This window comes from Rheinheimera sp. (genome assembly GCF_965283995.1).
Lineage (GTDB): Bacteria > Pseudomonadota > Gammaproteobacteria > Enterobacterales > Alteromonadaceae > Pararheinheimera.
Genome location: NZ_CBDIQG010000001.1, coordinates 4,370,797 through 4,390,242, shown reverse-complemented (window position 1 = coordinate 4,390,242; position 19,446 = coordinate 4,370,797). Strand labels below are relative to the sequence as shown.

Annotated in this window: 17 protein-coding genes; 9 read left to right on the top strand and 8 right to left on the bottom strand. The window is 51.7% G+C overall.

The features are described 5' to 3' along the window. Window positions 1–55 precede the first annotated feature (55 nt). The 5 genes from aceF to ampD all read right to left on the bottom strand — a co-directional run bounded on the left by aceF (window position 56) and on the right by ampD (window position 7,101). Complete coding sequence (gene aceF, locus ACQ66Q_RS19355; RefSeq protein WP_430458286.1) at window positions 56–1,687, bottom strand: pyruvate dehydrogenase complex dihydrolipoyllysine-residue acetyltransferase; 1,632 nt, start codon at window positions 1,685–1,687, stop codon at window positions 56–58. Between the two features lie 11 nt (window positions 1,688–1,698). Next, window positions 1,699–4,365 (bottom strand): pyruvate dehydrogenase (acetyl-transferring), homodimeric type, encoded by a 2,667-nt coding sequence (aceE, locus tag ACQ66Q_RS19350; RefSeq protein WP_430458285.1) that lies wholly within the window; start codon window positions 4,363–4,365, stop codon window positions 1,699–1,701. 62 nt (window positions 4,366–4,427) lie between these two features. Beyond that, window positions 4,428–5,189 carry a pyruvate dehydrogenase complex transcriptional repressor PdhR gene (gene pdhR / locus ACQ66Q_RS19345; RefSeq protein ID WP_430458284.1) on the bottom strand — a complete coding sequence of 254 codons (762 nt, stop codon included), beginning with the start codon at window positions 5,187–5,189 and terminating at the stop codon, window positions 4,428–4,430. A 350-nt stretch (window positions 5,190–5,539) separates the two neighbouring features. After that, window positions 5,540–6,484, bottom strand: a complete 945-nt coding sequence (gene ampE / locus ACQ66Q_RS19340) for a regulatory signaling modulator protein AmpE (RefSeq protein WP_430458283.1) — start codon at window positions 6,482–6,484, stop codon at window positions 5,540–5,542. Continuing rightward, entirely contained in the window at window positions 6,481–7,101 is a 621-nt protein-coding gene (ampD, locus tag ACQ66Q_RS19335) for a 1,6-anhydro-N-acetylmuramyl-L-alanine amidase AmpD (RefSeq protein WP_430458572.1), read from the bottom strand. The genes ampE and ampD overlap by 4 nt, the downstream gene beginning before the upstream one ends. Before the next feature lie 63 nt (window positions 7,102–7,164). Between ampD and ACQ66Q_RS19330 the strand changes: the two genes are divergently transcribed. The 9 genes from ACQ66Q_RS19330 to yacG all read left to right on the top strand — a co-directional run bounded on the left by ACQ66Q_RS19330 (window position 7,165) and on the right by yacG (window position 15,229). Next, on the top strand, window positions 7,165–7,710 hold the full coding sequence (locus ACQ66Q_RS19330; protein WP_430458282.1) for a retropepsin-like aspartic protease family protein: 546 nt from the start codon (window positions 7,165–7,167) through the stop codon (window positions 7,708–7,710). A gap of 66 nt (window positions 7,711–7,776) precedes the next feature. Next, window positions 7,777–8,616 (top strand): carboxylating nicotinate-nucleotide diphosphorylase, encoded by an 840-nt coding sequence (gene nadC, locus ACQ66Q_RS19325; RefSeq protein WP_430458281.1) that lies wholly within the window; start codon window positions 7,777–7,779, stop codon window positions 8,614–8,616. 401 nt (window positions 8,617–9,017) lie between these two features. Beyond that, window positions 9,018–9,428: a pilin gene (locus ACQ66Q_RS19320; protein ID WP_430458280.1), complete on the top strand. Its 411-nt coding sequence runs from the start codon at window positions 9,018–9,020 to the stop codon at window positions 9,426–9,428. A gap of 182 nt (window positions 9,429–9,610) precedes the next feature. After that, complete coding sequence (gene pilB, locus ACQ66Q_RS19315; protein WP_430458279.1) at window positions 9,611–11,305, top strand: type IV-A pilus assembly ATPase PilB; 1,695 nt, start codon at window positions 9,611–9,613, stop codon at window positions 11,303–11,305. Between the two features lie 42 nt (window positions 11,306–11,347). Next, window positions 11,348–12,574, top strand: coding sequence for a type II secretion system F family protein (locus tag ACQ66Q_RS19310; protein ID WP_430458278.1), 1,227 nt, complete (start codon window positions 11,348–11,350; stop codon window positions 12,572–12,574). Further along, a complete protein-coding gene (locus tag ACQ66Q_RS19305) occupies window positions 12,574–13,482 on the top strand; it encodes a prepilin peptidase (protein ID WP_430458277.1) in 909 nt (302 codons plus the stop codon). Before ACQ66Q_RS19310 ends, ACQ66Q_RS19305 begins: the two co-directional genes overlap by 1 nt. A gap of 18 nt (window positions 13,483–13,500) precedes the next feature. Then, on the top strand, window positions 13,501–14,124 hold the full coding sequence (gene coaE / locus ACQ66Q_RS19300) for a dephospho-CoA kinase (protein ID WP_430458276.1): 624 nt from the start codon (window positions 13,501–13,503) through the stop codon (window positions 14,122–14,124). 46 nt (window positions 14,125–14,170) lie between these two features. Beyond that, the gene (gene zapD / locus ACQ66Q_RS19295) at window positions 14,171–14,923 is read left to right on the top strand and encodes a cell division protein ZapD (protein WP_430458275.1); all 753 of its coding nucleotides are present in this window, start codon (window positions 14,171–14,173) and stop codon (window positions 14,921–14,923) included. Window positions 14,924–14,992: 69 nt separating this feature from the next. After that, window positions 14,993–15,229 carry a DNA gyrase inhibitor YacG gene (gene yacG, locus ACQ66Q_RS19290; protein WP_377240727.1) on the top strand — a complete coding sequence of 79 codons (237 nt, stop codon included), beginning with the start codon at window positions 14,993–14,995 and terminating at the stop codon, window positions 15,227–15,229. Between the two features lie 11 nt (window positions 15,230–15,240). On the opposite strand, the gene mutT is transcribed toward yacG, so the two are convergent. The 3 genes from mutT to ACQ66Q_RS19275 form a co-directional block, all read right to left on the bottom strand. Continuing rightward, a complete protein-coding gene (gene mutT / locus ACQ66Q_RS19285) occupies window positions 15,241–15,630 on the bottom strand; it encodes an 8-oxo-dGTP diphosphatase MutT (RefSeq protein WP_377240725.1) in 390 nt (129 codons plus the stop codon). Window positions 15,631–15,745: 115 nt separating this feature from the next. Continuing rightward, window positions 15,746–18,457 (bottom strand): preprotein translocase subunit SecA, encoded by a 2,712-nt coding sequence (secA, locus tag ACQ66Q_RS19280; protein WP_430458274.1) that lies wholly within the window; start codon window positions 18,455–18,457, stop codon window positions 15,746–15,748. Between the two features lie 18 nt (window positions 18,458–18,475). Then, complete coding sequence (locus ACQ66Q_RS19275; protein ID WP_430458273.1) at window positions 18,476–19,432, bottom strand: peptidoglycan DD-metalloendopeptidase family protein; 957 nt, start codon at window positions 19,430–19,432, stop codon at window positions 18,476–18,478. Between the last annotated feature and the right edge of the window lie 14 nt (window positions 19,433–19,446).

The following is a 19,446-nucleotide window of genomic DNA, read 5'->3' as shown; positions in this document are numbered from 1 at the left end:
ACCGGGTTTGTTACCACCGCAACAATAGCGGCAGCCGAGGCTGCCGCTGACTGCATTACATAATAATCTGACGGATATCGGCCAAATAAGATGCCAGCGTTGCGGTGAAACGCGCCGCTAAAGCACCATCGATGACGCGATGGTCATACGACACCGACAACGGCACCATCAGACGCGGCTGGAAGGCTTTGCCATCCCATTTCGGCTTAATATCCGATTTGGATACGCCAAGAATAGCGACCTCCGGCGCGTTCACAATCGGCGTAAACGCCGTGCCGCCAATACCGCCGAGGCTGGAGATGGTGAAACAACCACCCTGCATATCCGCCGCCGTCAGTTTGCCTTCGCGGGCTTTGACTGAAATTTCCTGCAGCTCGCGCGACAGTTCGATAATGCCTTTTTTATTGACGTCACGAACTACCGGTACTACTAAGCCATTTGGCGTATCCACCGCAATGCCCAAGTGCACGTATTTCTTCAGAATGAGGCTCGCACCATCTTCCGATAACGAGCTGTTAAAGGTCGGGAATTCTTCCAGCGCCTTGGCTACAGCCTTCATGACAAACACCAGTGGCGTGTATTTGACGCCGAGTTTTTTCTTCTCTGCCAGGCTGTTCTGATCTTTACGGAATTCTTCCAGATCAGTGATATCAGCTTCATCGAACTGGGTCACATGCGGAATACGCACCCAGTTGCGGTGTAAATTGGCACCGGACAACTTCTGGATCCGTGACAGTGGTTTTTCTTCCACCGCGCCGAACTTGCTGAAATCGACTTTTGGCCAGGCAATTAAATCAAAACCAACACTGTTGCCACTGCTGGCCACACTGCCTTTGCCGGCGGCGACCTGGGCAATAATGTTTTTCACATAATTCTGCACGTCTTCACGTTGCACCCGGCCTTTACGCGCAGTCCCTGTCACTTTAGACAGGTCAACACCAAATTCACGCGCTAAGCGACGCACTACTGGTGATGCGTGAGCAAAAGCGGCGCTTTCTGTCACTACACTGTCAGCGACGGCAGCTGCCGGTGCTGAGCTTGCAGCAGGAGCCGCAGGTGCCGCAGCGACCGGAGCCGCTGCAACAGGAGCTGCTGGTGCTGCGGCAACTGATGCTGGTGCTGCTGCACCTGTTGAGAATACAAAGACTAACGAGCCAGTTTGTACTTTATCGCCGACTTTGACTTTGACTTCGGTCACAGTCCCGCCGAAAGGTGCCGGCACTTCCATCGCCGCTTTGTCGCCTTCGACCGATAACAGTGATTGTTCCGCTTTAACCACGTCGCCGACTTTGACCAGCACTTCAGTGACTTCCACCGCGTCACCACCGATATCCGGCACTTTCACGTCTTTGCTTTCGGTAAGCGCTGGGGCAGTAGCCACAGGTGCTGCAGCAACCGGCGCTGCTGCAACTGTGGCAGCAGCAGGAGCCGCCGCCGCGCCAGCTGGTACCGAGTTGGCACCGGCAAACAGCATAATCAGCGAGCCGGTTTTAACTTTATCGCCAGCCTTGACACGAATTTCCTGCACCACGCCCGCCTGGGCTGCTGGCACTTCCATCGAGGCTTTATCGCCTTCAACTGACAGCAGTGATTGGTCCACACTGACGGTATCGCCGACTTTCACCAGAATTTCGGTGACTTCCACTTCATCCGCGCCGATATCCGGCACAAAAATTTCGATTGTCATTGCCATTCCTCTTATGCGAACAGTGGGTTCGGCTTATTGGTGTCGATGCCAAAACGCACGATGGCATCGGCGACCAGTTGTTTGTCGATAGTGCCTTGTTTGGCCAGCTCACGCAGCGCAGCCAGCACCACGTAACCTGCGTTCACTTCGAAGTGACGACGCAGGTTTTCGCGACTGTCTGAGCGACCGAAGCCGTCGGTACCCAGCACTTTGTACGACACCGCCGGCACAAAAGCGCGGACCTGGTCGACATAGTTTTTGATGTAGTCTGTTGCAGCAATGGCAGGCTCTTTGCCCATCACTTGCGCGATATAAGGCACTTTTTCTGCTTCGTTTGGATGCAGCATATTGTGACGTTCACAGTCCTGACCATCACGCGCCAGCTCATTAAACGAAGTCACTGAATACACGTCTGAGGCAATGCCGTATTCTTCTGACAGAATTTCAGCCGCACGGCGCACTTCATTCAGGATGGTGCCTGAACCCAGTAACTGCACTTTGCCTTTGTTGCCGGTCAGCGTTTCCAGCTTGTAAATGCCGCGACGAATGCCGTCTTCAGCACCTTGTGGCATCGCCGGGTGATGATAGTTTTCGTTCATCACAGTGATGTAGTAATAAATGTTTTCTTGCGCCGGGCCGTACATCCGACGGATACCGTCCTGCATGATCACCGCAAGCTCGTAAGCGTAAGTCGGGTCGTAAGAGATACAGTTTGGTACTGTGCCTGCCAGAATATGGCTGTGACCGTCTTCGTGCTGTAAGCCTTCGCCGTTCAGCGTGGTGCGGCCAGCAGTAGCGCCTAACAGGAAACCACGGGCTTGTTGATCGCCCGCCAGCCAGGCCATATCGCCAACACGCTGGAAGCCGAACATTGAGTAATAAATGTAGAACGGGATCATCGGCAAATCGTTGGTGCTATATGACGTCGCCGCCGCTACCCAAGATGCCATTGCGCCCAGTTCGTTGATACCTTCCTGCAACACCTGACCTGAAGTTTCTTCCTTGTAGTAAGAAACAATCGAGCGGTCTTCCGGCGTGTACGTCTGACCGTGCGGGTTATAAATCCCGATTTGACGGAATAAACCTTCCATACCAAAGGTACGGGCTTCGTCGGCAATAATCGGCACAATTTGCTGGCCGATATTCGGGTCTTTTAACAGGATGTTCAGACCACGCACAAACGCCATGGTCGTCGAAATTTCACGTTTTTGCTCTTCCAGCAGGCCTTCAAATGCCGGTAATTCCGGCAAAGTCAGCGCTTTAGTGAAATTCGGCAGGCGCACCGGCGTGTAGCCGTTTAAGGCATCGCGGCGGGCATGCAGGTACTGATGCTCAGGCGAACCTTCCGGTAACGTCAGGTACGGCAGGCTGTATACGTCTTCTTCTGACAGATATTCTTCCAGATTCAGACGTTTACGGATCTGCAGCACATGCGTCATATCCATTTTCTTCACCTGGTGGGCGATGTTTTTGCCTTCGGCAGCTTCACCCATGCCGTAACCTTTGATGGTCTTGGCCAGAATCACGGTCGGACGACCTTTGGTGTCTTGTGCCGCTTTAAAGGCTGCGTACAGTTTTGACGGTTCATGACCACCGCGTTTTAACGCGAAGATCTCTTCGTCAGTCATATCGGCAACTAATGCCGCAGTTTCCGGGTAACGGCCGAAGAAATGCTGACGCACATAAGCGCCATCTTTAGATTTATAAGTCTGATAATCGCCGTCGATGGTTTCGTTCATCAGCTGCAGCAGTTTGCCGGTGGTATCTTTGGCCAACAGCTTATCCCAGCCACTGCCCCACACTACTTTGATCACGTTCCAGCCGGCGCCACGGAATAAACCTTCCAGTTCCTGGATGATTTTGCCGTTGCCCATCACCGGGCCGTCTAAACGCTGCAGGTTACAGTTGACCAGGAAACACAGGTTATCCAGTTTTTCCCGCGCGGCGAATGACAACGAACCACGGCTTTCCGGCTCGTCCATTTCACCGTCACCGAGGAAGGCATAAACACGCTGTGCGCTGGTGTCTTTCATGCCACGGCCGTGTAAATACTTCAGGAAACGCGCCTGATAAATCGACGTGATTGGACCTAAGCCCATCGACACCGTCGGGAACTGCCAGAACTCCGGCATCAGTTTCGGGTGCGGATATGATGATAAACCTTCGCCACCGACTTCCTGCCGGAAGTTGTCCAGCTGGTCAGCCGTTAAGCGGCCTTCAACAAAAGCACGGGCGTAAATACCCGGAGAAATATGGCCCTGGTAATAGACTAAATCGCCGCCGTCTTTTTCGTTCGGCGCGCGGAAGAAGTGGTTAAAACAGGTTTCGTAAAACGCGGCAGCGGACTGGTATGACGCCATATGGCCACCCAGTTCCAGCTCTTTTTTCGACGCGCGCAGCACGATCATGATGGCGTTCCAGCGGATCACCGAGCGGATCTTCTTCTCAAGATTCACATCGCCCGGATAAGCCGGTTCCTGCTGCGGCGGAATAGTGTTGATATAGTTGGTGGTGATGCCGGTCGGCATGTCCACACCTTCCAGCCGCGCCTGTTCCAGCACCTGCTCGAGCAGGAATTGCGCCCGCTCGACACCTTCGGTGCGTACTACGGATTCCAGCGCTTCCAACCACTCCTGGGTTTCGAGCACGTCGACGTCAAGCTTATTGACTTCAGACATATCAATTTTCCTTTCAAACCGTCCTGCCGCGCAGGACCTCAATGTTATTGTTCTGCTAGCGCTTAGTTCTGTTGCGAACGACGCAGCGAGCGTTCAAGTCGTGAGCGTTCCCGGTCGGCTTCCAGCAAAGCCTCTTCAATAAAGGCCAGATGGCTGTTGCTGGCTTGCCGGGCTTGTTCCGGCTCACCATTGATCACCGCTTCCATTAACCGTTGCCGATGTGAATTCAGCTGGCCCACAATGCCGTCCTTCTGCTGCAGAATTTCCAGGTTCAACCGGATATTCTGCTCCACCAGCGGCGTTAAGCCGCGCACCAGATGCAAAAGCACCACATTGTGTGATGCTTCTGCCACTGCTGAATAAAAACTTCCAACCGCCGCAGCTTCGGCATTGATGTCGTGTTGCTGCTGCGCCAGACAAATTTCGTCGTAGCGTTGTTTAATCTGCCCGTAATCGTTGGCAGTGCCACGCAGCGCCGCGTAATAGGCGCAGATTCCTTCTAAGGCGTGACGAAATTCCAGTAAATCAAATTGCGATTCGGGGTGACGGCCAATCAGCTCAAACAACGGATCAGTGAGGCCGCCAACCATAGTGTCACAAACAAAAGTACCGCCGCCTTGTTTGCGGCTGACCAGTCCTTTGGCTTCGAGTTTTTGCAGTGCTTCGCGCACCGATGGCCGGGACACTTCAAATTGTTCCGCCAATTCGCGTTCGGTCGGTAATTTCTGGCCAGGCGCAAAGCTGCCTTCGAGCAACATTTGCTCCAGCTGTCCGACGATTTGATCCGACAATTTTGCCGGTTTGATTTTGAGTGCGTTTTTCATGGCTTCAACAGCGTAGCAAAGCCGCGCTGTTTGTCATTCCTGTCCAAGACTGCTGTTATTGTCGGCGCTTTGACTGTCACGCCGTGTAAATTGGTAAGACCATTTTACTTTGTTGCGCATCAAATTAGCAGAAAAGGCTGAGGCTGTAAATCAGTCAACGCGACGCTGGGGGAATTTCAGTCATAAAACTTAGAGTTTAAACTCTAGAAAACCGATCGGTCAGTGAAATAACTCAATTGGTCAGACCATTGATGAAATACAGGTCTATCGTCCACGCGACGACCTGGTGATCGCGCGATATGCAGAATAAAAAAACGCCACAGTGTGGCGTTTTTTTACCAAGGGTTGGGTTAACTCAGCCAGCCACTAAGTGTCAGAACCGCCACCAGGGCAAGGAAAAACAGCACGTTGCGTTTTGCTAAAGCCACAGCGCTGACCGCAGCTTCCTGCGAATTCAGCAGTTCTTCCGGGACAGGCTCCGCCGCCTGGCTCAGTTCAGTCAGTAGTTGTGGCGCACTCATCTGCATAGCCCCGGCGTGTTGCAGTAACACCGCGCTGGTGCGGCTGAAATCACCAACCAATGCCAGACCTAAACCAAACAAGCGCACCGGCAACCAGTCAGCCCAATGCAGCAGATCATCAGCAAACAAGCGCCAACTGTTTGCTGCCGTTACAGGATCAGCAGACGCGGCCAGCGTTTCAGCCGCAGTCTCATCGGATAAACCGGCCGGATCTGTCGCAGCCGGCGTTGGCGAATCGTCTGCTGGCTGGGAGATATTGCGGTCATAAGTCAAAGGTTCGGCTAACTGGCGCAGACAGGCATAAGCTACGGCGCCAAAAGCGCCCAGCAGTGCGTACCAGAACAACACGGCGGCATAATAGCGAAAATTCAGCCAAATCAGTTGCGGGCCATAAGTCAGCTCCGGCGCGCCTTGGGCCTGCCGCATTTGTTGCATGGACAGAAAAGCCGCCTGCTCATCATCACGCTGACAAGCATTCAAAAATTGCTTGTACTGCTGCCGGTAATGCCAGCTGCCAATACACAACAGTAGCACCACAGTATTCAGCACCAGCTGAAACAACCAAAACTGCACACTATATATAAGCAGCGCAATCACCACTGCCGGCAACAACCAACCCACTAACAGAAAATAGGGTTGCTGACGGATACTGCCAACGCTGCCCGAACTACAAAAACGCAAGTATGGCTGCAGGTAAGTCACCAGCTGCCAGGCGCGTCCGCGCACCGCGAGACGCTCGACAATTAATGCGATCAGCATACTTAACAACGTCATAAAGATTCTCCTGCGCTCGGATCAGAATGGGTAGAGTTCGCCGGCGCCATGCCAAGCAATTGAAAATAATGCGGCCAGTTAAAAGCCGGCCCCGGATCGGTTTTGCGACCCGACGCAATATCACAGTGGCCGACGATCCGCTGTGGATTAATCGCCGGAAACTGTTGCAGTAACTGTCGGCTGAGACTGGCCAGCGCATGATATTGCACGTCGGTATAAGGCAGATCGTCGGTGCCTTCCAGCTCAATCCCAATCGAAAAATCATTACATTTATCGCGCCCATCAAACAAACTAAGGCCAGCATGCCAAGCGCGTTTGCTGAACGGCACATATTGCCAGATGCGGCCATCCCGATAAATTACACAATGCGCGGATACACGCACCCCCTGCAGCCGGGCAAAATATGGATGCGCCGTGCAATCCAGACGTCCGCCAAAGAAGTCATCAATATAAGGTGTGGAGAAAGTAGCAGGAGGCAAACTGATATTGTGGATCACCAGCAGACTAATGTCGGCCGGATCGGGTCTGTCGTCATAATGGCTGCAGGGCCGACTGACCAGTTCTACCGGTTGCGGTTGCTGTAATGCCGCATCGAATGCGGGATCCCGTGGAGCCATACTTGGCAAAGCCTTTCCTCAATGGTTATGCTGTCGCTTTATTCTCTGCGCCATGGCAATTGAATGCAAGCTTCAGATCCGTCTCCGTCGCAACAACCACCTGACAGTACCGCTCGTTTTGGCCGCAGCTTTGCGTGGATTGCATGGCTATGTGTATTGGCGCTGGTGTATCTGTTTTTTGCTGATGCGCTGGAGGAACAACGTAAGCCGAACCAACAATTGCAGCAAGAACTCGGTGCCGCGGGCGAACGGGTGGTCGTGTTGGATGCCAACCGGCAAGGTCATTATGTCGGGACTTTGTTACTGAACGGCCAGCCAGTCGAATTTCTGCTGGATACCGGCGCCACCGCAGTAGCGGTCTCTGAACAAGTTGCAACGCGCACCGGCATGGTCAAAGGGACGCCTTATCAAAGCGCGACTGCCAATGGCGTGGTGACAGTCCATCGCAGCCGGATCGCTGAGCTGCGGCTCGGTGACATTGTGCTCAGAGATCTGGATGCCAGTATTGTTCCCAATCTGGCAGGTGCAGAGATTTTGCTAGGAATGAGCGCATTAAACCATTTAGAATTTACTAAACAGCAGCAACAGCTGCGGCTGATCCAAAGATAAGCAGCACTCAACGATAAGAATGTTATGCAAAGCACTGATACCGAATTAAGCCATCAGGAACGCCTGATGCAAGAAATACGTCGTGGCGTCAGTCACGCACTGGCAGAAGACTTAGGTTATTTACCGATCCAACAAGGCGATATTACCGCTTCGTTGATCCCAGCAGAGCAACAAGCCACGGCAACAGTCATCACACGGGAAGATTGTGTCGTCTGCGGCACCGCCTGGGTTGATGAAGTGTTCGCCCAGCTGTCAGATCAGGCGGTGATCCAATGGTTTGTGCAGGATGGTGACAAAGTGACGGCAAATACTGTGCTGTGTGAAATCAGTGGGCCGGCCCGCATTTTACTGACCGGCGAGCGCACAGCGCTGAATTTCCTGCAGACCTTAAGTGGTACTGCGACGACAACCGCGCGTTATGTCGCATTATTAAATGGCAGCAAAACCCGATTGCTGGATACCCGTAAAACCTTACCCGGCATGCGGCTGGCGCAGAAATACGCCGTTAGCTGTGGTGGCGGCAAAAATCACCGCATTGGTCTTTACGATGCCTTCCTGATCAAAGAGAACCACATCGCCGCCGCCGGTTCTATCGCCAACGCCGTGCAAACTGCCCGGCAAAACTTCCCGGGCAAAACGGTCGAAGTCGAAGTTGAAGACTTAACCGAGCTGGAGCAGGCTTTGGCAGCCGGTGCAGATATCATCATGCTGGATAACTTCCATATCGCCGACATTATGCAGGCAGTGGCGCTGAATCAGGGTAGAGCCAAGCTCGAAGTCTCCGGCAATGTGACGGCCGATTCGCTAAAAGCCCTGGCCAGTACCAATGTCGACTATATTTCCAGCGGTGCTTTGACCAAAAATGTGCAATCTATTGATTTATCAATGCGGCTGCGTGTGCGCTGATTGAGTAACTTGAATCGGGCAAGTATAAAAAGATAAAGCCAGCAACAGCTGGCTTTTTTTATACGCTTGAACCAGAAAAAGTTGCGCTGTCAAGTCCAGTATTGGCCTGCCGGCAAGACACAATGCAAACCCATTTTATTAACAAAAACTTATTTTCTATACATTTCAATGATTAAAAAATATTGGCTTATAAATTGCATTTTATTCAAAACTTAAACCAACCTGCCAAAAACGCCATTCCCAAAACGGAAAAACATCTCAAAATAAATATATATTTCATAACGTTACAGTAAGAAAAAATAAATAATTACAAAATCGAATTTTTTTCTTGCGTAACATTTAAATTTGTCCAGAATAGAAAACAGCCCCCCGGGTTCATTACTCACAAACGGAGATGTACTATGAAACGTAACCAAGGTTTCACCTTAATCGAATTAATGATCGTTGTTGCAATCATCGGTATCTTGGCAGCGGTCGCTCTGCCTGCGTACCAGACTTACACCGCAAAATCGAAGTTCTCAGAAGTTGTGAATTCAACTGCAGCATTGAAAACAGCTGTTGAATTGTGTGCTCTGGACAAAGCGTCAGTGACAGGTTGTACTGACGGCGCGACAGGACCAGGTTATAGCATCGCAGCACTTGCTGCCTACGGCAAAGTAGCAAGCGTCACCACGACTAATGGTGTGATTACAGCAACAGCAGTCACTGGCCAGGGTTTAGCGGGTGAGACTTACATCCTGACCCCTACCTTTGCTGCTGGTCAGACTAAATGGGCGTCAAGCGGTACCTGTTCAGCTGCTGGCTTCTGCTGATAGCTCTCTCGTATAAAAGCCGCTTTATGCGGCTTTTTTTATTGCTGTTGGAATACACTCTGCTGAACTCGCAAAAATATGCCCCCTATCTGGCCAATCGCCATAATTAAACTTGAATCAGTTACTTTTGTTGGCATAATCAGAGATATACTGATTTTTTGCTGTTTTGCAGGACCGTTTTTATGGCACTAAACCCACAATCCATTCTGCTGCGTCGACTGAGCCAGGCAGGTTTAGTGGATACCGGGTTGGCCCAACGTTTAATCGTCGAAAAATCCCATCAATATCAGAACGTTGCTGAACTTCTTATCGCTGAGAAACTGATTACTGCCAAATCTCTGGCCGAGAATGTCGCGTCCTTCACCATGCATAGCCTGATCGATCTGGATTTTTATGATCTGGAATTTGTACCCGAACAGGAACGCAACGAAAAGCTGATCCGCAAACATCAGGTGCTGCCACTTGGTAAACGCGGCCGGACTTTATTTCTTGGCGTGGTTGACCCAACCGATATGCAGCCGGTGGAAGATTTTGAGTTCAGCACTGGTCTGCACGCCGAACTGATTGTTGTTGAATACGACAAACTGCTCAAACTGGTTGACCGGGTGTTTGACAGCAAAAATGCTGACAGCTTCGCCGGTTCGGATTGGGATTTATCCGCGCTGGGGGTTGGTGATAGTGACGACCTCGATGAGAAACCCGGCAGTGAAGCAGAAGATCAGCCGATCATCACTTTTATCAATAAAATGTTGCACGATGCCGTCCGCAAAGGCGCGTCGGATCTGCACTTTGAACCTTACGAAAAAAGCTATCGAATCCGCTTTCGTATTGACGGCATTTTACATGAAGTCGCATCACCACCGGTGGCGCTGGCGGGCCGGCTGTCTGCCCGATTGAAGGTCATGTCACGGCTCGATATCGCGGAAAAACGCGTACCGCAGGATGGTCGGATCAAACTCAAACTGTCGCAGAAAAAATCTATCGACTTTCGCGTCAGCAGCTTACCCACGTTGTGGGGCGAAAAAATCGTAATGCGGATCCTCGATTCTGACAGCGCGATGCTGGGTATCGATATTCTCGGTTATGAAGAATCGCAAAAACAACTGTATCTGAGCGCGCTGGAACAACCGCAGGGCATGATCCTGGTCACAGGCCCCACCGGTAGCGGTAAAACAGTCTCGCTATATACCGGTCTGAATATTCTGAATACCGAAGAGACCAATATCTCCACCGCCGAAGACCCGGTGGAAATTAACCTGGCCGGCATCAACCAGGTGCAGATGAACAACAAAGCCGGTCTGACCTTCCCTATCGCACTGAAAGCGTTTTTGCGGCAGGATCCGGACGTGATCATGGTTGGTGAGATCCGCGACCTCGAAACCGCCGAAATCGCCATTAAAGCCGCGCAAACCGGTCACTTAGTATTAAGCACGCTGCACACGAATTCCGCGCCCGAAACACTGACCCGTCTGTTAAATATGGGGGTGCCGGCTTACAACGTCGCAAGCTCGGTGTCGTTAATCATTGCGCAGCGGCTGGCGCGGCGCTTATGCAATCACTGTAAAAAGCCAGAGCAGTTACCGGAAGCAGAATTAATGCGCCAGGGCTTTACTGCTGAGCAGTTACCCACAATGAAACTATTTAAGCCGGTCGGCTGTGAGTATTGCACCGGCGGTTATAAAGGCCGCGTGGGTATTTACGAGGTCATGCCAATTTCGACACTGATTGCCGAGAAAATTATGGCCGGTGAGAACTCGTTAGAAATCGCCAAACAGGCACAGCGCGAAGGTATCAATAATTTACGTCAGTCCGGTCTGGCAAAAGCAGCTGCAGGCCTGACCTCTCTGGCGGAAATTAACCGGGTGACCAACGCCTGACCAGGCATGTAGACGTCAACAGGCTCAGCACAAGGAATTTTTATGGCGGCCGCTCCAAAAATAAAAGAGTTGGATAACTACGACTGGAAAGGCATCAACCGCCGTGGCAAAAAAACGCAGGGCGAGATTAAAGCCAGTTCCATCATGGAAGCCAAAGCTTTGTTGCGCCAGCAAGGCATTACGCCATCACTGGTGCGGAAACAGGCCAAATCCCTGTTTGGCGGCGACCCGAAAATTGTGCCGGTAGATATCGCCATTGTCACGCGGCAAATTGCCACGATGTTGCAAGCAGGTGTGCCATTAGTCCAGTCGATTGACTTGATCGCCACAGGGTCTGAGAAAAAAAATCTGCGTGTGTTGATGCAAAAAATATCGCTGAAAGTGCAAAGCGGTTTACCACTCTCTGAAGTGCTGCGCGAACAACCCAAGTATTTTGACGAGCTGTATTGTGACCTGGTCAAATCCGGCGAGCAGTCCGGTGCCTTGGACCGGATTTTTGACCGCATCGCCATTTACAAAGAAAAAGCCGAAGCACTGAAATCAAAAATCAAAAAAGCGATGTTTTACCCAATCGCCGTTGTCATTGTGGCGCTGATCGTCACCTCGATCCTGCTGATTTTTGTCGTGCCACAATTTGCGGAAATTTTTGCCGGCTTCGGCGCTGAGTTGCCGGCATTTACCTTGTTTGTCGTCAAACTGTCAGAACTGATGCAGGCCTATTGGTGGGTCGTACTTCTTAGTCTTGTCATTGCGTTTAAAGTGATCGGCAAAATGTATAACACCAGTCTGTCATTTCGCACCGGCGCTGATGCGATGATCCTCAAAGCGCCAGTAGTTGGCGATATTCTGAATAAAGCCGCTGTTGCGCGTTATGCCCGCACTTTGTCGACGACCTTTGCCGCTGGGGTGCCGCTCATCGAAGCATTAGAATCGGCGGCCGGTGCTGCGGGTAATGAAATCTACCGCAATGCGATTATGGAAGTGCGCGCCGATGTGTCGGCCGGTGGCCAGATGTTCAGTTCGATGAAAACGACCAACCGGTTCCCGGAAATGGTTATTCAGATGGTATCTATCGGCGAAGAATCAGGTTCACTCGATGATATGCTGGCGCGGGTTGCCAATATTTATGAACAGGAAGTCGACGATGCGGTGGACGGTTTAACAGCCCTGCTGGAACCGCTGATTATGGCGGTGCTGGGTGTATTAATCGGCGGTCTGATCATTGCAATGTATTTGCCAATTTTCCAAATGGGTGCGGTGATCAAATAATGCCATTTTCCGAACAGTTACAACTTATCCTCGCCTTTTTACAGCAACATCCGCTTTGGCTGCTGAGCACTGTGTTCGTGTTCAGCCTGTGTGTCGGCAGTTTCCTGAACGTGGTGATTTACCGGCTGCCAAAAATGATGGAACAAAGCTGGCAACAGGAGTATCAAGAGTATTTTCATCCAGCTGATAGCCACCCGGCTGACAATCAACCTGCTGCACCGACATTTAATCTGGCCACGCCACGTTCACGCTGCCCACATTGCAATACGCAGTTGTCGGCACTGGACAATATTCCACTAGTCAGCTGGATAACGTTAGGTGGTAAATGTCGCTACTGTAAAGCGCCAATCTCCGCCCGTTATCCGGCGGTTGAGTTGCTGACGGCGCTGTTATCGACCGTCGTGATCTGGCAAGCCGGCGCGACAGGCCTTGGCGCGCTGATGCTGGTCGTGACCTGGTGTCTGGTCGCGCTGACGTTTATCGACATTGACAAAATGTTGTTACCGGACCAAATCACCTTACCACTGCTGTGGTTGGTCTTGGCCGCGTCCGCTCTCGGTATTGGTATAGCCCCGCAACAGGCCATTATTGGCGCGGCCTGTGGTTATTTAGCGCTGTGGTTGGTGTACTGGGCCTTTAAACTACTGACAGGCAAAGAAGGCATGGGTTATGGCGACTTTAAGCTGCTGGCCATTTTTGGCGCTTTATTGGGCTGGCAGCAACTGCCGCTAATCATTCTGCTCTCGTCGTTGGTTGGCGCGGTAATTGGCAGCGTCATGTTGGCGGTGCAGAAAAAGCAACAAAGTACCGCCATTCCATTTGGACCTTATATCGCAGCTGCCGGCTGGATCGCGATGTTGTGGGGAACGCAGATCAGTGATGCTTACCTGCGTAGTATTGGTCTGTAAAGCAATGAGATCGGCGCTGTGAGTCAATTCTGGGTGGGGCTGACCGGTGGTATTGGCAGTGGTAAGTCCACTGTCGCTGCGGAATTTGTCCGGCTCGGTATTCAGCAAGTCGATGCCGATATCGTCGCCCGGCAAGTGGTCGCACCGGGTACTACTGCGTTGGCTGCGATAGTGCAGCAGTTTGGCGTCGCTGTCACCAGCGCAGATGGCCAGCTGGACCGCGCCAAATTACGCCAGATTGTCTTTAGCGACGATGCCGCCAAAACCTGGCTGAATCAGTTATTACATCCATTGATCCGTCAGGAAATGCTCAGGCAGCTGGCAGATGCCACCTCCCCTTATGTATTGCTGGTCGCGCCATTATTGCTGGAAAACAAACTGGATCAGCTGGTAGATACCGTGCTGGTCGTCGATGTGTCTGAACAAACCCAAATCAATCGCACCAGCGCGCGCGATGGCAGCCCCATTCCGCTGGTCCAATCTATCATGGCGGCGCAGTGTAGCCGGCCAGAGCGGCTGGCGCGCGCCAACCAGGTGATCAGCAACGAAGGCAGCACGGAAGCCTTACAGGCGAAGGTGGCAGAACTGCACCGGATCTTTCTGCGTTTGGCAGAAGAAAAACTAGCCAAATCGTTGACTTAGGTTTATTTTAATCCAATTATATGCTTTAAAACGGAGTATGCGACTTTTGACAGAAAGCTGCCTGGTATACGAACACCCGCTGAATGAAAAAGTCCGTACTTATTTGCGTGTCGAATACTTATTTCAACAAGTTCATCACCAGCTCGCGTTAGCCAACGAATCACAGCAACTTGGTTTTTTTACCTCATTGTTTGCCTTGATCGAAGTGTTGGATCGCAATGACATCCGGCCTGATTTGATTAAAGATGTCGAACGCTGTGAAGGCGCCTTAGTGAACTGGTCGCGTCACCCACACATCTCCGATGAATTGCTGAGTAACATGCTGCAAAGATCCGTGCGTCTGCAAAGCGAGTTGCTGCGCGGTGCCAAATTCGCGAATGTGCTCAAAGATGACAAGTTTCTCGGTCCGCTGCGGCAACGCTTTTTTATCCCGGGCGGCACCTGTTACTTTGACCTGCCGCAACTGCAATATTGGTACACGCTGGATTTGGCCACACGGCATAAACAGGCACAGGATTGGATCGCGCATTTAACGCTGGTTGAACAAGCTATTAGTTTTGTGCTGACGTTCATCCGTGAGCGCGGGCAATTCCAGCCTGCCAGTGCAGAAAACGGCTTTTTCCAAAGCAATACTGAACAATTTGAATTGTTACGTGTGCGCTACCCACTCAGCTATGGCTGTTATCCAACCATCAGTGGCAACAAATATCGTTATGCCATCCGCTTTATGCAGTTGTGTGATACGCAAGGCCGTGCCACCACCGATCAACAAATTGGTTTTGAACTAGCCTGCTGCTAGAAAGTTTAAAGCGCGACTGCAGATGCCGTATAATAGCGCTCTGTTTTTCCCGCGATGAGTAACCTCCTGATGTCTCCTACTATTGTGCAATGCCCGACTTGTCAGACTGCTGTGATCTGGCAGCCGGAGTCAAAGTACCGGCCCTTTTGCAGTGATCGCTGTCGCTTAATAGATTTGGGTGAATGGGCCAGCGAGAGCCGGCGCATCGCCGATAAACAACCTCTAGAAGCTGGTATTGGCGACGCCGACCTGTTGGCACTGGAAGATGAACTGATGCAACAGGACAATCAGTTCTTTAAAGACTGAGCGGAATGTCGTTAAAACAGCGTGGCAACAGCGGCCAGGATCGGGGCATTTGCATCCGGAAACTGATGCTCCTGTAACACGCTGTGATGCACCCAGGCCACTTGTTGGCCTTCACGCCCCTCACCGTCGCCTTGTGGGTTGCTCACGTGCCATACATCCAGTAAGACACGTTTTTCGGGATAATCATACTCCAGCTGCAATAACGGCACTGCGTCTGTCACCACCAAGCCAACTTCTTCCCACAGCTCGCGATGCAATGCCTGCAATACCGTTTCGCCGCTCTCTACTTTGCCGCCAGGAAACTCCCAGCGCCCGCCTTGATGCAGCTGTTCCGGTCTTTTGCTGATAAACACTTGCTCACCACGCGTGATCACGCCAACAGCGACATGGATAGATTTCATCGTTTTTCCTCATTTGCCGGTGATTCTGCCTGAATACCACCGAAAAGCTCCGGGTCCCCCCGGACATAAAAAAAGCAGAGCGAGCTCTGCTTTTTCCCTGGTTTGGCTGGCTTTATCAGCTCAGCTTACCATGACACTGTTTGTATTTTTTACCCGAGCCACAAGGACATGGATCATTCCGACCAATTTTTTCAGCTTCGCGGAATACTGGTCCTGGCGGCGTCGCCGGTACTTCACCGCCGATATGTTCAGCTTCTTCGTGTTGATAAGCCATTTCGACCTGATCGGCTTTGCGGCGTTGCTCTTCAACAGCTTCTACATCTTCCGGAGCACGGATTTGCACACGGCTCAGTACGCCAATCACGTCCAGTTTCAGCTGATCCAGCATCGTCGAGAACAGTTCAAAGGCTTCACGTTTGTATTCCTGTTTCGGGTTCTTCTGCGCATAACCACGCAGGTTGATGCCCTGACGCAGGTGGTCCATAGCCGCCAGATGCTCTTTCCAATGTGTATCCAGGCTTTGCAGCATCACGGCCTTCTCAAACTGACGCAACACCTGCACACCCACCATTTCTTCTTTGAGCTGGTAAGTTTTATCGACTACATCCTGAATACGCTCACGCAGCTTCTCTTCAAACAGTTTGCTGTCGTCCGCCAGCCATTTTGCAATCGGCATATCGATGCCAAAATCTTTGCGGAACCGCGCTTCCAGGCCCGGAATGTCCCACATTTCGTCTAAAGATTGTGGCGGAATATACTGGTTAATGACTGTCTCAACGACATCCTGCCGCACGGCAGCAATAGTTTCGGTAATATCATCGGCAGCCAGCAATTCATTGCGCTGCTCATACACCACTTTCCGTTGATCGTTGGCAACGTCATCAAATTCAAGCAGTTGCTTACGGATATCGAAGTTACGCGCTTCAACTTTACGCTGGGCGTTTTCGATGGCACGGCTGACCAGCGGGTGCTCAATCGCCTCGCCTGGCTCCATACCGAGTTTGCGCATCATGCCGGCCATGCGGTCTGAAGCGAAAATACGCATTAACGCATCGTCCAAGGCCAGGTAAAAACGGCTGGAACCGGCATCACCCTGACGACCAGCGCGACCACGCAGCTGATTATCAATCCGGCGCGATTCATGCCGTTCAGTACCGATGATGTGTAAACCACCGGCGGCAATTACTGCATCGTGGCGTTGTTGCCATTCTGCTTTTAATGCCGCAATTTGTTCTTCGGATGGATTGTCCAGCTTCGCAACATCGGACTGCCAGTTCCCGCCCAGCACGATATCGGTACCACGACCCGCCATGTTTGTAGCGATAGTCACAGTGCCCGGACGGCCGGCTTCAGCAATGATCTGCGCTTCATTGGCGTGGAATTTGGCGTTTAAGACCTGATGCGGGATCTTGTCTTTATGCAACAAGGTCGACAGGTATTCTGAACTTTCAATCGAGGCGGTACCAACCAGCACCGGCCGTGCCGCAGCGCGTGTCTGTTCGATATCTTTGATAATCGCCTGATATTTCTCTTCCGCTGTCAGGTACACCAGATCCGGCATATCTTTACGGACCATCGGTCTGTTCGTTGGTACAACGATGGTTTCAAGACCATAAATCGTCTGGAATTCAAAAGCCTCTGTATCTGCGGTACCGGTCATGCCGGCCAGTTTGTCGTACAGGCGGAAATAGTTCTGGAACGTGATTGAAGCCAGCGTCTGGTTCTCGTTCTGGATCCGCACGCCTTCTTTGGCTTCAATCGCCTGGTGCAGACCTTCAGACCAGCGGCGGCCTTCCATGGTGCGGCCGGTATGTTCGTCGACGATAACAATCTGATTTTCTTTGATCACATAATCAACGTCTTTCTTAAACAGATTGTGCGCGCGCAGACCAGCATAAACATGGTGTAACAAGGTGATATTCGTCGCTGAATACAGCGAATCGCCCGGCTGCATCAGACCACGCTCGACCAGAATCTCTTCGACGCGGATCTGACCACGTTCAGTCAGATAAATCTGCTTGGCTTTTTCGTCGATGGTGTAGTGGCCATCGCCCATTTCGCCTTCTTCATCTTCTTTTTCCTGACGCTGCAGCATCGGTACCACCTGGTCAATCTGGCGGTACAACTCTGAGCTGTCCTCAGCCTGACCTGAAATGATCAGTGGGGTACGGGCTTCATCGATCAGGATGGAGTCGACTTCATCGATGACGGCGTAGGCTAAATCACGTTGCACGCGGTCCGGCATACTGAATGCCATATTGTCGCGCAGGTAATCAAAACCAAATTCGTTATTGGTCCCATAAGTGATGTCAGCGTTATAAGCCTGCTGCTTTTCCATGTGCTGCATGCCGGGCACGTTGACACCCACGGTCAAGCCGAGGAAATTAAACAGCGGCTCATTGGTCGCTGCATCGCGACGTGCCAGGTAGTCGTTCACGGTAATGACATGCACGGCATTGCCGCTCAGTGCATTGAGGTAGGCTGGCAGCGTTGCAGTCAGCGTTTTACCTTCACCGGTACGCATTTCAGAGATTTTGCCCTGATGCAGGACGATTCCGCCAATCAACTGGACGTCAAAGTGACGCATGCCAAACACGCGTTTACTGGCTTCACGGACAGTGGCAAAGGCTTCAGGCAGTAAATCATCAAGCGAGATACCATCGGCATACCGTTGTTTAAAATCCGCGGTCTTCTGCTGCAGTTCAGCATCAGACAAGGCGGCAAACTGGCTTTCCATTGCATTAATCTGATCGACTGTTTTGCGCAGTTTTTTCAGATAACGATCGTTCCGGCTACCAACTAATTTGGTAAAAAGCTTTCCTAACATTGTCCTGGTACCACTATTTTAATGTTGAGACCGCAGTGCGGTCCTGGCAGAGCCATATAGTCTGTTATTGAGCGGGCCGATGAAAGCCTGCGGATTCATTTGTTTACCATTTCTGAGCACTTCGTAGTGCACATGCGGGCCTGTTGATCGGCCGGTGTTTCCCAGCGTTGCAACCTGTTGCCCTTTGTCGACCAATTGACCAATCTGAACGTTTACCGCTTTTGCATGCGCATACCGGGTACGATAGCCGCCTGCATGTTCAATTTCCACCATCCGGCCATAACCAAAACGTTCGCCCGCCCAGGTCACGATGCCACCGGCCGTTGCAATGATTGCACTGCCTTCTTCACCGGCAAAATCAACACCTTGGTGAATGGCGGGTTCTCCGGTAAACGGGTCGGTCCGTACACCAAAAGCCGATGACAAATAACCAGCAAGTACCGGCCGGCCAGACAACTGACTGTTTAATCCGATATGGTGATTCAGATCGAGAGATTCAAGCAGACTGAAGCGGGATTGTTCATACACCAGATCCTGTTCCAGTTCAGACATCCGTTGCAGCATATCAGTGACTTCAAACAAACCTTCGATACTAGTGGTCTGCGCCGGCCCGCCCATTGGTGGTGGCTGACGCAGATTAAACTGTTCCGCGGAAAGGTCCGCGGCATCGATCAAGCGTTCCCCGACCATATTCAGCCGATTTACCTGTGCTTGTAACGAGGCAACTTTTGCGGTTAATGCGGCGATTTGATGCTCGGCTTGTTGGCGGATAGCCAAAACCTCGGCGTTTTCAACTGCAGCATCAGGCAGTGGATTCAGCGGGTAAGTTGTCGGATCTGTCCAGATCCGGCCTAAAGCCACACCTGCACCGACGGCAATACAAAACAGCAACGCCGCACTGACCAGCCGCTGACTGGCGGTGGTTCCAAAACGACCGCTATGATGTCGGTCATCCGGAAAAACTGTTAGACTCATGGGACCTCAGTTTC